This window comes from Pseudomonas mandelii, assembly GCF_024138395.1.
GTDB classification, from domain to species: Bacteria; Pseudomonadota; Gammaproteobacteria; order Pseudomonadales; family Pseudomonadaceae; genus Aquipseudomonas; species Aquipseudomonas mandelii_E.
Genome location: NZ_JAMYDU010000016.1, coordinates 110,949 through 125,567, shown reverse-complemented (window position 1 = coordinate 125,567; position 14,619 = coordinate 110,949). Strand labels below are relative to the sequence as shown.

General features: G+C 59.0%; 13 protein-coding genes. 10 read left to right on the top strand and 3 right to left on the bottom strand.

Features of this window, described 5'->3' with window-relative positions; all coding sequences use genetic code 11:
- Positions 1 to 348: 348 nt before the first annotated feature.
- Entirely contained in the window at positions 349 to 1,842 is a 1,494-nt protein-coding gene (locus NHU87_RS20960; protein ID WP_253552198.1) for a CoA-acylating methylmalonate-semialdehyde dehydrogenase, read from the bottom strand.
- A 66-nt stretch (positions 1,843 to 1,908) separates the two neighbouring features.
- Positions 1,909 to 3,258, bottom strand: a complete 1,350-nt coding sequence (locus NHU87_RS20955; protein WP_030128382.1) for an aspartate aminotransferase family protein — start codon at positions 3,256 to 3,258, stop codon at positions 1,909 to 1,911.
- A 137-nt stretch (positions 3,259 to 3,395) separates the two neighbouring features.
- On the opposite strand from NHU87_RS20955, the gene NHU87_RS20950 reads away from it, so the two are divergent.
- The 6 genes from NHU87_RS20950 (at position 3,396) to NHU87_RS20925 (ending at position 9,910) form a co-directional block, all read left to right on the top strand.
- The gene (locus tag NHU87_RS20950; RefSeq protein ID WP_253552196.1) at positions 3,396 to 4,316 is read left to right on the top strand and encodes a LysR family transcriptional regulator; all 921 of its coding nucleotides are present in this window, start codon (positions 3,396 to 3,398) and stop codon (positions 4,314 to 4,316) included.
- A 120-nt stretch (positions 4,317 to 4,436) separates the two neighbouring features.
- Positions 4,437 to 5,087: a TetR/AcrR family transcriptional regulator gene (locus tag NHU87_RS20945; RefSeq protein ID WP_038978834.1), complete on the top strand. Its 651-nt coding sequence runs from the start codon at positions 4,437 to 4,439 to the stop codon at positions 5,085 to 5,087.
- 7 nt (positions 5,088 to 5,094) lie between these two features.
- Positions 5,095 to 5,676 (top strand): IMPACT family protein, encoded by a 582-nt coding sequence (locus tag NHU87_RS20940; protein WP_253552195.1) that lies wholly within the window; start codon positions 5,095 to 5,097, stop codon positions 5,674 to 5,676.
- A gap of 633 nt (positions 5,677 to 6,309) precedes the next feature.
- Positions 6,310 to 7,866, top strand: coding sequence for an ABC transporter ATP-binding protein (locus NHU87_RS20935; RefSeq protein ID WP_253552193.1), 1,557 nt, complete (start codon positions 6,310 to 6,312; stop codon positions 7,864 to 7,866).
- Positions 7,867 to 7,877: 11 nt separating this feature from the next.
- A complete protein-coding gene (locus tag NHU87_RS20930) occupies positions 7,878 to 8,984 on the top strand; it encodes an ABC transporter permease (RefSeq protein ID WP_253552191.1) in 1,107 nt (368 codons plus the stop codon).
- Complete coding sequence (locus tag NHU87_RS20925; RefSeq protein WP_095053007.1) at positions 8,984 to 9,910, top strand: ABC transporter permease; 927 nt, start codon at positions 8,984 to 8,986, stop codon at positions 9,908 to 9,910. Before NHU87_RS20930 ends, NHU87_RS20925 begins: the two co-directional genes overlap by 1 nt.
- Positions 9,911 to 9,982: 72 nt before the next feature.
- Here the strand turns inward: NHU87_RS20925 and NHU87_RS20920 are convergent, their stop codons facing one another.
- Complete coding sequence (locus NHU87_RS20920; protein ID WP_253552189.1) at positions 9,983 to 10,414, bottom strand: hypothetical protein; 432 nt, start codon at positions 10,412 to 10,414, stop codon at positions 9,983 to 9,985.
- A gap of 82 nt (positions 10,415 to 10,496) precedes the next feature.
- On the opposite strand from NHU87_RS20920, the gene NHU87_RS20915 reads away from it, so the two are divergent.
- From NHU87_RS20915 to NHU87_RS20900, 4 genes are all read left to right on the top strand, one after another.
- Positions 10,497 to 10,847 (top strand): MerR family transcriptional regulator, encoded by a 351-nt coding sequence (locus NHU87_RS20915; protein WP_253552187.1) that lies wholly within the window; start codon positions 10,497 to 10,499, stop codon positions 10,845 to 10,847.
- Positions 10,848 to 10,872: 25 nt separating this feature from the next.
- Positions 10,873 to 11,559: an SDR family oxidoreductase gene (locus tag NHU87_RS20910; RefSeq protein WP_253552185.1), complete on the top strand. Its 687-nt coding sequence runs from the start codon at positions 10,873 to 10,875 to the stop codon at positions 11,557 to 11,559.
- A 266-nt stretch (positions 11,560 to 11,825) separates the two neighbouring features.
- A complete protein-coding gene (locus tag NHU87_RS20905; RefSeq protein WP_253552183.1) occupies positions 11,826 to 13,184 on the top strand; it encodes an 8-oxoguanine deaminase in 1,359 nt (452 codons plus the stop codon).
- Between the two features lie 345 nt (positions 13,185 to 13,529).
- Positions 13,530 to 14,612 carry a BMP family ABC transporter substrate-binding protein gene (locus NHU87_RS20900; protein WP_253552181.1) on the top strand — a complete coding sequence of 361 codons (1,083 nt, stop codon included), beginning with the start codon at positions 13,530 to 13,532 and terminating at the stop codon, positions 14,610 to 14,612.
- Positions 14,613 to 14,619 lie beyond the last annotated feature (7 nt).

Genomic DNA, 14,619 nt, shown 5'->3' with positions numbered 1-14,619 from the left:
CTCTCGTTAGCGGGAGGCGAATTCTACAGCGTTACTCGCTGCTGTCAACACCTCTTTTTCTCCGCTTTCGACCGAGATGATCGAACCGTCAATAAGGCGAAAACACAGTGCCTTACCAACTCCTTCTGGCTTCGATGAACTGAAGCGTAACCGCTGCCGAAAACTGCGTAACTCTTTGTTTACCAAGGAGTTTTCCGTTTCGACTGCACTGGAAGTGGGGCGAATTATAGGCTTTCAGAATCTGCCGTCAACACCAATTTTCACATTTCTGTCATATAGACCCAAAAAGCCCGAAAACACGAAGGCCGACCTCAAGAGGTCGGCCTTCTGCCCTTCTACTTACAAAACTTACAAGCTAGGGAATGCGAATTGCGAAGCTTCATGGCTCGCTCGTTGCGGCCAGCGCTGGGTAATCGCCTTGCGACGAGTGTAGAAACGCACGCCATCCGGACCATAAGCATGCAGATCGCCGAACAGCGAACGCTTCCAGCCGCCAAAGCTGTGATAAGCCACTGGCACCGGCAATGGCACGTTGACGCCGACCATGCCCACTTCAATCTCATCGCAGAACAACCGCGCCGCTTCCCCATCACGCGTGAAGATGCAGGTGCCGTTGCCATACTCGTGATCGTTGATCAGTTGCATCGCCTCTTCCAGGCTGTTGACCCGAACGACGCACAGCACCGGCCCGAAGATTTCTTCTTTATAGATGCGCATCTCTGGTGTGACGTTATCGAACAGGCAACCACCCAGGAAGAATCCTTCCTCATGACCGGCCACGCTCAGACCACGACCATCCACCACCAAGGTCGCACCCGCTGAAACGCCGTCTTCTATATAGCCACTGACTTTATCGCGAGCCTGACCGGAAACCAGCGGCCCCATATCCAGGCCGCAGGTCGTACCGGCACCGATTTTCAACGCTTTGACCTGCGGTACCAGTTTGGCCACCAACGCATCCGCCACCTGATCACCGACGCACACGGCCACCGAGATTGCCATGCAGCGCTCACCGCACGAACCGTACGCCGCGCCCATCAGTGCGCTGACCGCATTATCCAGATCCGCATCCGGCATCAATACCGCATGGTTCTTCGCCCCGCCCAACGCCTGGACACGTTTGCCGCGCTTGGTGCCTTCGGCGTAAATGTATTCGGCAATCGGTGTCGAACCGACAAAGCTCAGCGCTTTGACTTCCGGCGCTTCAATCAAGGCATCCACCGCAGCCTTGTCGCCATGCACCACACTCAGCACACCTTTCGGCAGGCCGGCTTCCAACAGCAACTGAGCAATCAGCAGCGTCGAACTTGGATCGCGTTCGGAGGGCTTCAAAATAAAACAGTTGCCGCAGACGATTGCCAGTGGATACATCCACAGCGGCACCATGGCCGGGAAGTTGAACGGAGTAATACCGGCCACCACGCCCAATGGCTGGAAGTCCGACCAGGCATCAATGTTCGGCCCGACGTTACGGCTGTACTCACCCTTGAGAATTTCCGGTGCCGCGCAGGCGAATTCGACGTTCTCGATCCCGCGCTTCAATTCACCAGCCGCATCTTCCAGGGTCTTGCCGTGTTCTTCGCTGATCAGTTGGGCGATGCGGGCTTCATTCTGTTCCAGCAATTGTTTGAAGCGGAACATCACCTGAGCACGCTTGGCCGGCGGAGTGTTACGCCAGGCCGGGAACGCAGCTTTGGCCGAATCGATGGCTTTTTGAATGGTTTCACGGCTGGCCAGTGGCAGCTTGTGGATCACCTGACCGGTGGACGGGTTGAACACGTCGGCCGTACGACCTTCTTCGGTCACCAGTTCGCCATTGATCAAATGCGGGATAAGGCTCATGCAGGGCTCCTGAAAAGTTGTCCACAGGCGTCCTTCAAAGGACGCCTTTATATATAGAGAGGAAGATCAGTCGATCTTGTTCAGCACTTCGCCGACCGCGTCGAACAGACGATCAAGGTCTTGCGGTTTGCTGTTGAAGGTTGGGCCGAACTGCAAGGTGTCGCCGCCGAAGCGCACGTAGAACCCGGCTTTCCACAAGGCCATGCCGGCTTCGAACGGACGCACGATGGCATCGCCGTCGCGAGGCGCAATCTGGATGGCACCGGCCAACCCGTAGTTACGAATGTCGATCACGTTCTTGCTGCCTTTCAAACCGTGCAGTGCATTTTCGAAATGCGGCGCCACTTCCGCCACGCTTTGCACCAGGTTTTCCTTTTGCAGCAGATCGAGTGCCGCCAGGCCCGCAGCGCAAGCCACCGGGTGGGCGGAATAGGTGTAGCCGTGCGGGAATTCCACCGCGTACTCAGGCGTCGCCTGGTTCATGAAGGTCTGGTAGATCTCGGAGCTGGCAATCACTGCGCCCATCGGGATCGCGCCATTGGTGACTTGCTTGGCAATGCACATCAGGTCAGGAGTCACGCCGAAGCTGTCGGCACCGAACATCGAACCGGTACGGCCGAAACCGGTGATCACTTCGTCGAACACCAGCAGGATGTTGTGCTGATCGCAGATTTCGCGCAGACGTTTGAGATAACCCTGCGGCGGAACCAATACACCAGCGGAACCGGCCATTGGCTCGACGAATACCGCAGCAATGTTCGAGGCATCGTGCAACTCGATCAGCTTGAGCAGTTCATCGGCCAGGGCGATACCACCTTGCTCCGGCATCCCACGGGAAAACGCATTACTCGCCAGCAAAGTGTGCGGCAGGTGATCGACGTCCATCATTGCCTGACCGAACAGTTTGCGGTTGCCGTTCACACCGCCGAGGCTGGTGCCGGCGATGTTCACACCGTGATAACCACGAGCGCGACCGATCATTTTGGTTTTGGTGGCCTGGCCTTTCAGGCGCCAGTAAGCACGCACCATTTTCACCGCTGTGTCTGCACACTCGGAACCCGAGTCGGTGAAGAACACGTGATTCAGATTGCCCGGGGTCAGGTCGGTGATTTTTTCGGCCAACTGGAACGACAGCGGGTGACCGTACTGGAAGCCCGGCGAGTAATCGAGGGTGCCCAATTGCTTGGCCACCGCTTCCTGGATTTCCTTGCGGGTGTGCCCGGCACCGCAGGTCCACAGACCCGAGAGCGAATCGTAGACCTTGCGGCCCTTGTCGTCTGTCAGCCAACTGCCTTCGGCAGCCACGATCAGTCGCGGGTCGCGCTGGAAATTGCGGTTCGCGGTGTAGGGCATCCAGTGAGCATCGAGCTTGAGCTGGCTGGCCAGGGAAGTCGGGGCGTTTTCAGGCACGTTCATGGGCAAAACCTCGCAGGGCAATAGCGGCGTGGAGATGAAAAGCGTTCTTGCAGCTAAATTGCCACGGAGATAAAGTCGGTGAAATTCAACTTTTCTAACCTTCAGTCAGCCCGCTATTAAACTTTGAGTAACAAAGCATGAGCAGCCGCCGTCCCGATCCGCTGGCGCAAGTCAGTGACTTTGATATCCGCCTGTTGCGGATTTTTCGCAGCGTCGTGGAATGCGGCGGCTTCTCCGCGGCAGAATCGGTGCTGGGGATCGGTCGTTCGGCGATCAGCCAGCAGATGAGCGATCTGGAGCAACGCCTCGGCCTGCGCCTGTGCCAGCGCGGTCGCGCCGGTTTTTCCCTGACCGAAGAAGGCCGCGAGGTCTATCAATCAGCGCTGCAGCTATTAAGTGCGCTGGAAAGTTTCCGCACCGAGGTCAACGGCCTCCACCAACACTTGCGCGGTGAATTGACCATTGGCCTGACCGACAACCTGGTCACCCTGCCCCACATGCGCATTACTCACGCCTTGGCGCAGTTGAAGGAGCGTGGCCCCGACGTACAAATCCAGATCCGCATGATCGCGCCCAATGAAGTCGAACAAGGCGTGCTCGACGGTCGCTTGCACGTCGGTGTGGTGCCACAAGCCAGCGCGCTATCGGGCCTGGAATATCAGCCGCTCTACAGCGAACGCTCGCTGCTGTATTGCGCGGTCGGCCATCCGTTGTTCTACGTCGACGATAAACAACTGGACAATGAGCGTCTCAATAGCCAGGACGCCATCGCTCCGACCTTCCGTTTACCCGCCGAGATTCAGGCCCATTATCAGGCGCTCAACTGTACCGCCAGTGCATCGGATCGCGAAGGCATGGCCTTTCTGATTCTGACCGGGCGCTACATCGGTTATCTGCCGGATCATTACGCCAGCCTCTGGGTGCAGCAGGGCCGATTGCGTGCGCTGAAACCCAAGGCGCGTTTTTATGACCTGAGCCTCGCATCGGTCACCCGCAAGGGTCGTCGTCCCCACTTGGTGCTGGAAAGTTTTCTAGAGAGTCTGGCGGCGACGCGCTGAATAAGAAAATCCCTGTGGGATCGCGGTGCTCAAGGTTTTATCGCAACAGGACTTGTCTGAGGCCTGCGGGTGCGCTATCAACGCATCTGGTTGCACCCATTTACCTGTTCGGAAGTGCCTATGACCTTTGAAGTCCCAGCCCACGGCGGCAAACCCGCCAGCCGCATTCGTCAGAAGAACGAAGAGACCATCATCAAAGCCGCCGAAGACGAGTTCGCCCGTCACGGGTTCAAAGGCACCAGCATGAACACCATCGCGCAGAATGCCGGATTACCCAAAGCGAATCTGCATTACTACTTCACCAACAAACTCGGTTTGTACGTGGCGGTGCTGAGTAACATCCTTGAATTGTGGGACAGCACCTTCAATACCCTGACCGTCGAGGATGATCCGGCAGAAGCATTGACCCGATACATCCGCGCAAAAATGGAATTCTCCCGACGCCAGCCGCAGGCTTCGCGGGTCTTCGCCATGGAGGTCATCAGCGGCGGCGAATGCCTGAGCGCGCATTTCAACCAGGACTATCGCATCTGGTTTCAGGGCCGGGCCGCAGTGTTTCAGGCGTGGATCGACGCCGGCAAAATGGACCCGGTCGACCCGGTGCACCTGATCTTCCTGTTGTGGGGCAGCACCCAGCATTACGCCGATTTTGCCACACAGATCTGCCGTGTCACCGGGCGCACCAAGCTGACCAAGCAAGACATGGAAGACGCCGGCAACAACCTGATCCGCATCATTCTCAAAGGCTGCGGCCTGACACCTGCTATCTAAGATACCTATGCCTTTTACCCTCAGCGGCTTTTGCGAATACCGCGAAGAGATTCGCAAAAGCCGCTTCATCGCCCTCGCCGCACCGATCACTAGCGCATCTGATGCTCAAGCGTTCATCGAGCAGCACAGTGATTTGAACGCCTCGCACAATTGCTGGGCCTGGAAACTCGGCGATCAATATCGCAGCAGCGATGATGGCGAACCCGGCGGCACGGCAGGCCGGCCGATTCTGGCAGCGATCGAAGCGCAAGATTGCGATCAGGTCGCGGTGCTGGTGATCCGCTGGTATGGCGGCATTCAACTGGGCACCGGCGGCCTCGCCCGGGCCTATGGCGGCGGTGCCAACAAATGCCTGCAAGGGGCGCCGAAGGTCGAACTGATCAGTCGGGTGCCGGTCAGTTGTGCCTGTGCATTTGGCGAGTTGGCGCTGGTGAAGCTTCGGGTAGCGGAACTGGGTGGTTTGGTTGTGGAAGAAACCTTCACGGCCAATGGCGTGGAACTGCAATTGGCGATCGGCGCGGGGCAGATAGATACCCTGCAAACGCAGTTGGCGGATTTAAGTCGCGGGCGGATTTTGTTGCAGCGATAAAGAAAGATCAAAAGATCGTCCGAACGCGGCCCGAGCCTTCGGCAGTGCCTACGCCGACCGTGTAAATCCGTAAGAAATGCAATCCCATGGGAGCCGCCGGAGGTGCAATCTTTTGGGGCACCCCACTTTCCTTTGCTCTCGACACTTGCCCACATCTACTGTGCACCCGGCTGTGGATAACCTGAGCACATTCCGTTGTAACCCTTCTGTCATGCGGCTTTGAGGACTTTGCTCATTTTTCGTCCAACTTGCCAATGATGACGCTTATTCCACGTAAAAACAATTAGTTAGAGCGGTTTATCGCCTTTAGAAGAAAGCCCCTCAGCGCTTATGCCTCTCCGGTCGGCTTGCGCACAAATACTGTGGAACAACCTGTGGATAACCCGTTCATGGGTGGCGCATCCCCATGTCCGACATAGCTTGCAGCCTACTGCTTGTTTTTTGATCAATTCCCCGCGCGCAAAACCGGAGCCTGATCAAAAAGTGTGCCCTTAAGTGGTGCCTGATTCGGAATTGGAATATGACGAGGCACCGTCCACGACGCCTATGCCAGCAAGGCTTTGCCGATTTCCTGACTCAATGGCCAGGAAATTGCTTTATCCCCAAGCATAACTTCTGTCGACCGAGCCTGTCATGTCCAACCCCGTGCCGATCCCCGATCAAATACCTCGCCTGCAATTGCACAGAATCAGCAAACGTTATCCCGGTTGCCTGGCCAACGATGCCATCGACTTAAGTATTGCGCCCGGTGAAATCCACGCTCTGCTCGGCGAAAACGGTGCGGGCAAAAGTACCTTGATGAAGATCATCTACGGCGTCACTAATGCCGACTCAGGGGAGATGATCTGGCAGGGGCAGCGCGTGACCATGCGCAACCCGGCCCAGGCTCGCGGCCTCGGGATTGGCATGGTGTTCCAGCATTTCTCGCTGTTCGAAACCCTGAGCGTGGCGCAGAACATCGCGCTGGCAATGGGCGCTGCGGCCGGAACACCGAAGCAGCTCGAGCCGAAAATCCGCGAAGTATCTCAACGCTACGGCATGGCGCTGGAACCGGAGCGACTTGTCCACAGCCTGTCCATCGGCGAGCGTCAGCGGGTGGAAATCATTCGCTGCCTGATGCAAGACATCCGCCTGTTGATTCTCGATGAACCGACTTCGGTACTGACGCCGCAAGAGGCCGACGAATTGTTTGTCACTTTGCGTCGACTGGCGGCCGAGGGTTGCAGCATTCTGTTTATCAGCCACAAGCTCGGCGAAGTACGCGTGTTGTGCCATAGCGCCACGGTGTTGCGCGGCGGTCGGGTGGCCGGGCATTGCGTGCCAGCGGAGTGCTCGGATCGGCAACTGGCGCAGTTAATGGTCGGTGAAGCCGCCGAGCTGATCACCGACTATCCAAAGGTCATGGGCGCTGATACGTTTTTGAGTGTGACGGGATTGTCCTGGCACAACCCGGCCCCGTTCGGCTGCTCGCTGAAGACCATTGACCTGAAGGTGCGCAGCGGCGAAATCGTGGGTGTCGCCGGGGTGGCCGGCAATGGTCAGGATGAGTTGCTGGCCTTGCTCAGTGGCGAAGAACGCTTGCCCCGCGATGACAGCGCGAGGATCAGTTTCGGCGGCCAACCAGTGGCCCATTTGCGGCCGGATGCACGACGCAAACTTGGCCTGGCATTCGTTCCCGCCGAGCGTCTGGGCCATGGCGCGGTGCCGGAGCTGAGCCTGGCAGATAACGCGCTGCTTACCGCCTTTCAACAGGGACTGGTTAGCAACGGGCTGATCCAGCGCGGTAAGGTCGAAGTACTGGCCGAAGAAATCATCCACCGCTTCGGGGTCAAGACACCCAACGTCCACGCACCGGCTCGCAGTCTTTCAGGCGGCAATTTGCAAAAATTCATTCTCGGCCGGGAAATTCTGCAGCAGCCTAAATTACTGGTAGCCGCGCACCCGACCTGGGGCGTGGACGTCGGCGCGGCCGCGACCATTCACCGAGCGTTGATTGCCTTGCGCGATGCTGGCGCGGCGATTCTGGTGATCTCCGAAGACCTCGACGAATTGTTCCAGATCAGCGATCGCCTCGGCGCCCTGTGCGGCGGTCAGCTGTCCCCCTTGCGGGCCACCGTTGACACCCATCTGAGCGACGTCGGCGGCTGGATGGCCGGCCAGTTCGACGCCACTCAATCACCCGCGCTTTAACGGAGTTTCACATGCTGCTTTCTCTCGAACCCCGTGGCCAGCAATCGCGTCTGATGTTGTGGTGCTCGCCCTTGCTGGCGGCCGTGTTGACGCTGGGCTGTGGCTCATTGCTGTTTATCGCGCTGGGCCACGATCCGTTGCTGACCTTGCACACGTTGCTGATTGCACCGATCAGCGACGTGTACGGCGTCTCTGAATTGTTGGTCAAAGCGTTGCCGATTCTGCTCTGCGCATTGGGTCTGGCAGTCGCGTATCAGGCACGGATCTGGAACATCGGCGCCGAAGGTCAGTTGCTGCTCGGCGCTCTCGCCGGCAGTGCGTTGGCGGTGAACATCATTGGCTTGCAAAGCCGCTGGGCATTGGCGTTGATCCTGCTCACCGGCACCTTGGCCGGCGCCGCATGGGCCGGGCTGACGGCGTGGTTGCGCACGCGCTTCAACGCCAATGAAATCCTCACCAGCATCATGCTCAATTACATCGCCCTGAACCTGCTGCTGTTCTGCGTCCACGGGCCGCTGAAGGACCCGGCGGGGTTCAACTTTCCAGAGTCGGCGATGTTCGGCGATGCCAGTCGACTGCCGCTGTTGATCGAGGACGGCCGGGTTCACGCCGGGGTCTATTTCGCCTTGCTCGCGCTGGTGGCGGTGTGGGTATTGCTGCAGAAAAGCTTTGTCGGCTTCCAGATCAAAGTGCTCGGTCTGGACAAGCGCGCCGCCGGTTTCGTCGGCTTTCGCGAGAAGCGGCTGATCTGGCTGGCGCTGTTGATCAGCGGCGGTTTGGCGGGGCTGGCCGGCGTGTGTGAAGTCACCGGGCCGATCGGTCAATTGGTGCCGCAGGTCTCGCCGGGTTACGGCTATGCGGCGATCACCGTGGCGTTTCTCGGGCGACTGAATCCCATCGGCATTCTGTTTTCCAGTCTGTTGATGGCGCTGCTGTACATCGGTGGCGAGAGCGCGCAGATGAGCATGAACCTGCCGCAAGCGATCACTCAATTGTTCCAGGGGATGATGCTGTTTTTCCTGCTGGCCAGTGACGTGCTGATTCTCTACCGACCGCGTTTGAATCTGCGCTGGGTACGACGCACTTCGACCACCGCCGTACACGCAGGAGCCTTGTGATGGATATCGATCTGCTGAGCAATATTTTCTATGCCATGGTCCGTTGCGGTACGCCGTTGCTGCTGGTGGCGCTGGGCGAGCTGATCTGCGAGAAGAGCGGCGTCCTCAATCTGGGCCAGGAAGGCATGATGCTGTTTGGGGCGGTGATCGGTTTCATCGTCGCGCTGAACAGCGGCAACCTCTGGCTCGGCGTGTTACTGGCGATGCTCGCCGGAATGCTGTTGTCGTCGCTGTTCGCCTTGGTGGCACTGGTGTTCAACGCCAATCAGGTGGCGACCGGGTTGGCGTTGACGATCTTCGGCGTGGGCCTGTCGACCTTTGTCGGCGCAGCGTGGGTCGGCAAACCGTTGGCGGGTTTTGAGCCAGTGGCGATTCCGTTGTTGAGTGAAATTCCGCTGATCGGGCGGATGCTGTTTGCCCAGGACTTGCTGGTATATCTGTCGTTCGCGCTGTTCACGTTAGTGGCCTGGGTGATTCTGAAAAGTCGCATCGGGTTGATTATTCAGGCAGTCGGCGAAAACCCGGACGCCGCCAGTGCCATGGGCTTGCCGGTGTTGCGCGTGCGTACGCTGGCGGTACTGTTCGGCGGGGCAATGGCGGGGTTGGCCGGGGCTTATCTGTCCCTGGCTTACACGCCGATGTGGGCGGAAAACATGAGTGCCGGTCGTGGCTGGATTGCCCTGGCGCTGGTGGTGTTTGCCAGTTGGCGGGTGTGGCGATTGCTGCTCGGGGCGTATCTGTTCGGGCTCGCCAGCATCCTGCATTTGGTGGCGCAGGGGTTGGGGCTGGCGATTCCGTCTAGCCTGCTGGCGATGCTGCCGTATGTCGCGACCATTGTGGTGTTGGTGCTGCTGTCCCGGGATGCCGTGCGCACACGGTTGTATGCGCCGGTTTCGTTGGGGCAGCCGTGGCAGGCCGGGCATTAGGGTCGGCCATCAGGGCCTCTTCGCGGGCAAGCCTCGCTCCTACGGATTTGAGTCGTTCACGTCATCGGCGAACTACACAAACCCTGTAGGAGCGAGGCTTGCCCGCGAAGGCGCCCGAACAGGCATCACCTGAACAACGCCCCACGCCAATTCAAAGACCAAGAAAACAACCAGCAATGAACTGGCGCCATGGAGCAAGGCATACAGCTGCCAAGCCGAAAACAAAAACCGCCCCACCGCGTCATACCGCCCAAACATCTGCTGCGGATCACGAATCCGCAGCACCGCCCAGACGCACACAATCGAACCCAACAAATTCGCCATCAGCATGTGCATCGGCTCGAACGGCGGTAGTTCTCCAGGCAAATTAAAAGTCTGACTCAGGCTCAACAACACGCCATGCAACGCCGCAAAACTCCACGGCGTTACAAAAGCAGCGGTCACGATCAGGTCGTACCACGCGCTGCCACGCACCACTTGACGATATTGCGTTGAAGTCCACATCCGTCTTGCTCCATAAATTCAGGGAGCAACAAGGCTAAAGCCTGGAGTATGCTCCAGGGTCAAGCCCTCTCGAGACATCAAGATGCGCATCGGTGAATTAGCCCAGGCCAGCGCCGTCAGCCGCGACACGTTGCGCTTTTACGAGCAGCGCGGGTTGATTGCCGCGCAACGCAGCGCCAATGGTTATCGCGACTACCCGGCGGAGATGGTGCAACTGGTGCAGTACATCAAGACCGCTCAGCGACTGGGCTTTACCCTCGGCGAGATCGGCAGCAGCGTCGCCGCGCTGTGGCAGGCGCCCGACCCAGCCAATGCCGTTACCCAACTGCTGCAAGACAAACTGAACCTGATCGAAACCCGCATCGCCGAACTCGATGTCTTGCGTCAGGAACTGCAACATCGGCTCGGTCAAAGTTGTCCTTTAAATCCGTGATTTTCATCTATCAAGGAAGCCATTCATGTCCAAGGCAAAAAACGCACTCATCATCGGTGCCTCCCGAGGCTTGGGCCTCGGCCTGGTGAAAACCCTGCTGGCCGACGGTTGGCAAGTCACCGCCACCGTGCGCAACCCGCAGAGCGCCGAAGCCTTGCAAGCGTTGGGCAAGGTGCGAGTCGAAAAACTCGACATGGACGATCAGCAAGCGGTCATCGCCCTGAGCCAACAACTCAAGGGCGAGGTGTTCGACCTGTTGTTCGTGAATGCCGGGGTCAAGGGCCCGGAGGTCCAGACGCCGGGCGGCGCGACGTTGGCAGAGGTGGGTCAGCTGTTCTTCACCAACGCCGTGGCGCCGATCAATCTGGCCCAGCGTTTCGTCGGGCAGATTCGTGAAGACAGCGGTGTGCTGGCGTTCATGAGCTCGGTGCTGGGCAGCGTGACCATGCCCGACGCGCCGGAGCTGGCGTTGTACAAGGCCAGCAAAGCGGCGCTGAACTCCATGACCAACAGCTTCGTCACGCAGCTGGGCGAACAGAAACTCACCGTGCTGTCGCTGCATCCGGGTTGGGTGAAGACTGATATGGGCGGTGAAGGCGCGGACATTGATGTGGAAACCAGCACGCGCGGGTTGATCGATCAGGTGAACGCGTATGCCGGCAAGGGCGGGCATCATTTTGTGAACTACAGGGGTGAGACCATTTCCTGGTAACACCACCACACCCTGTGGGAGCTGTCTTGTCGGATCGCCGCACCGCTGCGATAGCATCACCTCAGTATCGCTGAAAGACCGAGGAGCCTGCATCGCGGGCAAGCCCGGCTCCCACAGGGTTTGGCATCGTCTGGACGAGTGAGGCTTGCTCGCGAAGCTTTTTTGTTCGAAACTCCGTACCTCGCCCCCGCGGCGACCCTGGATCAGCAGACAGGGCAACACTGAGCTGGCAACCCTGAACCCAACTTTCAGAGGAGCCGGCCACCATGCCTGCGACCCGTACCTGGTTAAAAAATCCCCTCGCCATTTTCACGGCCAACGCGCTCGATGCTCGTGGCGGTCTGGTGCTGCAAGACGGTTTGATCGTCGAAGTGCTCAGCGCCGGCCAGCAACCGTCCGCGCCCTGTGACCACGTTTTCGATGCGCGCGAACACGTGATCCTGCCGGGGCTGATCAACACCCATCACCACTTCTATCAAACCCTGACCCGTGCCTGGGCGCCGGTGGTTAATCAGCCGTTGTTCCCATGGTTGAAAACCCTCTATCCGGTCTGGGCTCGCCTCACCCCTGAAAAACTCGCCCTCGCCACCAAAGTCGCGTTGGCCGAGTTGCTGCTGTCCGGTTGCACCACCGCGGCCGACCACCATTACCTGTTTCCGGAAGGCCTGGAAAACGCGATTGACGTGCAGGTCGAGAGTGTTCGCGAACTGGGCATGCGCGCCATGCTCACTCGCGGTTCCATGAGCCTTGGTGAAAAAGACGGCGGCCTGCCACCGCAGCAAACCGTGCAGCAGGGCGAGGTGATTCTCGAGGACAGCCAACGCTTGATTGCCACGTACCACGAGCGCGGCGAGGGTGCGCAGATTCAAATCGCCCTGGCCCCCTGCTCACCGTTCTCGGTGACCCCGCAAATCATGTCCGCCAGCGCCGAACTGGCGAACACCCTCGACGTGCGCCTGCACACGCACCTGGCGGAAACCCTCGACGAAGAAGATTTCTGCCTGCAACGCTTTGGCCTGCGCACCGTGGATTATCTGGACAGCGTCGGCTGGCTCGGGCCGCGCACCTGGCTGGCCCACGGCATTCATTTCAACCCCGATGAAATCGCCCGCCTCGGTGCGGCCGGCACGGGTATTTGCCATTGCCCGAGTTCGAACATGCGCCTGGCCTCCGGCATTTGCCCGACGCTGGAGCTGACCGCTGCGGGTGCGCTGCTGGGTCTGGGCGTGGACGGTTCGGCGTCCAACGATGCGTCGAACATGATCCTCGAAACCCGTCAGGCGCTGTACATCCAGCGGCTGCGTTATGGCGCGGAAAAGATTACGCCGGAGTTGGTACTGGGCTGGGCGACCAAAGGCTCGGCGAGTTTGCTCGGGCGCAGCGATATCGGTGAACTGGCGGTGGGCAAGCAGGCGGATCTGGCGCTGTTCAAACTGGATGAACTGCGCTTCTCCGGCAGCCATGATCCGGTGTCGGCGCTGCTACTGTGCGGCGCGGATCGGGCGGACCGAGTGATGGTCGGTGGCAAATGGCGGGTGATCGACGGGCAGGTTGAAGGGCTGGACCTGAAAGCGTTGATTGCCGATCACAGTCAGGCGGCTCGGCAGTTGATCGCCGGAACCTGATACATCAAACAAATGTGGGAGCGGGCTTGCTCGCGAAGACGGCGTGTCAATCGATATCAATATTGCATGACACACCGCTTTCGCGAGCATGCCCACCCCCACAGTTTTGTGTGAGGCTCCCGCACCAGTGGATGGCGTGGATTGGTGAAGGCGCACCGGGATGGTTCTGTGGTGGTCGCCAGGGCCTCTTCGCGGGCAAGCCTCGCTCCTACAGAGTTTGCGCAGGTCATGTGGGAGCGGGCTTGCCCGCGATGGCCGTTACGCGATTTCAATCCATTTGTTGTCTTGTTGGTCAGCAATTTGCATTGCTCTCCTCCATCTCACAACAAAATGGAGTTCCCATTCATGCATAAACGTCCGTTGAAGCAGCTGCTTTGTGCTGTCGCCGCAGCCATCGGTCTGAGCGCCAGCTTGACCGCCAGTGCTGCCGACCCGCTGAAAGTCGGCTTCGTCTATATCGGTCCGATCGGTGACCACGGCTGGACGTATCAGCATGAACAGGGACGCAAGGCGCTGGCAGAAAAGTTCGGCGAGCAGATCACCACCAACTATGTGGAGAACGTCGCCGAGGGCGCCGACGCCGAGCGGGTGATCCGCAACATGGCCAAGGACAAATATGACCTGATCTTCACCACGTCTTTCGGCTACATGAACCCGACTCTGAAAGTCGCCAAGCAATTTCCCAAAGTGACCTTCGAACACGCCACTGGCTACAAGCAGGACAAGAACCTCGGCACTTATCTGGCGCGCACTTATGAAGGTCGCTACGTCGGCGGATTCCTCGCGGCGAAGATGACCAAGACCAAGAAAGTCGGCTACGTCGCTTCATTCCCGATTCCGGAAGTGATCCGCGACATCAACGCCATTCAACTGGCCCTGAACAAGTACAACCCGGGCACCGAAATCAAAGTGGTGTGGGTCAATTCCTGGTTCGACCCGGGCAAAGAAGCCGACGCGGCCAACGCGCTGATCGACCAAGGTGTGGACGTGGTGTTCCAGCACACTGACAGCCCGGCACCGATCCAGGCGGCCGAACGGCGCGGCGTATATGCCGTCGGTTATGCCTCGGACATGGCGCATTTCGGGCCGAAAGCGGTGCTGACGTCTATCGTCAACGACTGGGGGCCGCATTACATTCAGGCGACTCAGGGCGTGCTCGACCACACGTGGAAAACCCAGGATTACTGGGGCGGTCTGAAGGAAGGCACGGTTGAGCTGCCGATCAGCGACCTGGTGCCGGCTGCTGTGAGAACCGAAGCCGAACAGATCATCGCCGACATCAAGAGTGGTGCCCTGCATCCGTTCACCGGGCCGATCAAGGATCAGACTGGCGTGGAGAAAATCCCGGTGGGTGTGAGCGCGACGAATGCGCAACTGGCGTCGATGAACTACTACGTCGAAGGCATGAAGGCCGAGATACCGAAGTGACTTAGTC

Coding starts and splice junctions, on each gene's coding strand:
- NHU87_RS20960 (WP_253552198.1), bottom strand. CDS start 1,842: ATGAGCCTTATCCCGCATTTGATCAATGGCGAACTGGTGACCGAAGAA.
- NHU87_RS20955 (WP_030128382.1), bottom strand. CDS start 3,258: ATGAACGTGCCTGAAAACGCCCCGACTTCCCTGGCCAGCCAGCTCAAG.
- NHU87_RS20950 (WP_253552196.1), top strand. CDS start 3,396: ATGAGCAGCCGCCGTCCCGATCCGCTGGCGCAAGTCAGTGACTTTGAT.
- NHU87_RS20945 (WP_038978834.1), top strand. CDS start 4,437: ATGACCTTTGAAGTCCCAGCCCACGGCGGCAAACCCGCCAGCCGCATT.
- NHU87_RS20940 (WP_253552195.1), top strand. CDS start 5,095: ATGCCTTTTACCCTCAGCGGCTTTTGCGAATACCGCGAAGAGATTCGC.
- NHU87_RS20935 (WP_253552193.1), top strand. CDS start 6,310: ATGTCCAACCCCGTGCCGATCCCCGATCAAATACCTCGCCTGCAATTG.
- NHU87_RS20930 (WP_253552191.1), top strand. CDS start 7,878: ATGCTGCTTTCTCTCGAACCCCGTGGCCAGCAATCGCGTCTGATGTTG.
- NHU87_RS20925 (WP_095053007.1), top strand. CDS start 8,984: ATGGATATCGATCTGCTGAGCAATATTTTCTATGCCATGGTCCGTTGC.
- NHU87_RS20920 (WP_253552189.1), bottom strand. CDS start 10,414: ATGTGGACTTCAACGCAATATCGTCAAGTGGTGCGTGGCAGCGCGTGG.
- NHU87_RS20915 (WP_253552187.1), top strand. CDS start 10,497: ATGCGCATCGGTGAATTAGCCCAGGCCAGCGCCGTCAGCCGCGACACG.
- NHU87_RS20910 (WP_253552185.1), top strand. CDS start 10,873: ATGTCCAAGGCAAAAAACGCACTCATCATCGGTGCCTCCCGAGGCTTG.
- NHU87_RS20905 (WP_253552183.1), top strand. CDS start 11,826: ATGCCTGCGACCCGTACCTGGTTAAAAAATCCCCTCGCCATTTTCACG.
- NHU87_RS20900 (WP_253552181.1), top strand. CDS start 13,530: ATGCATAAACGTCCGTTGAAGCAGCTGCTTTGTGCTGTCGCCGCAGCC.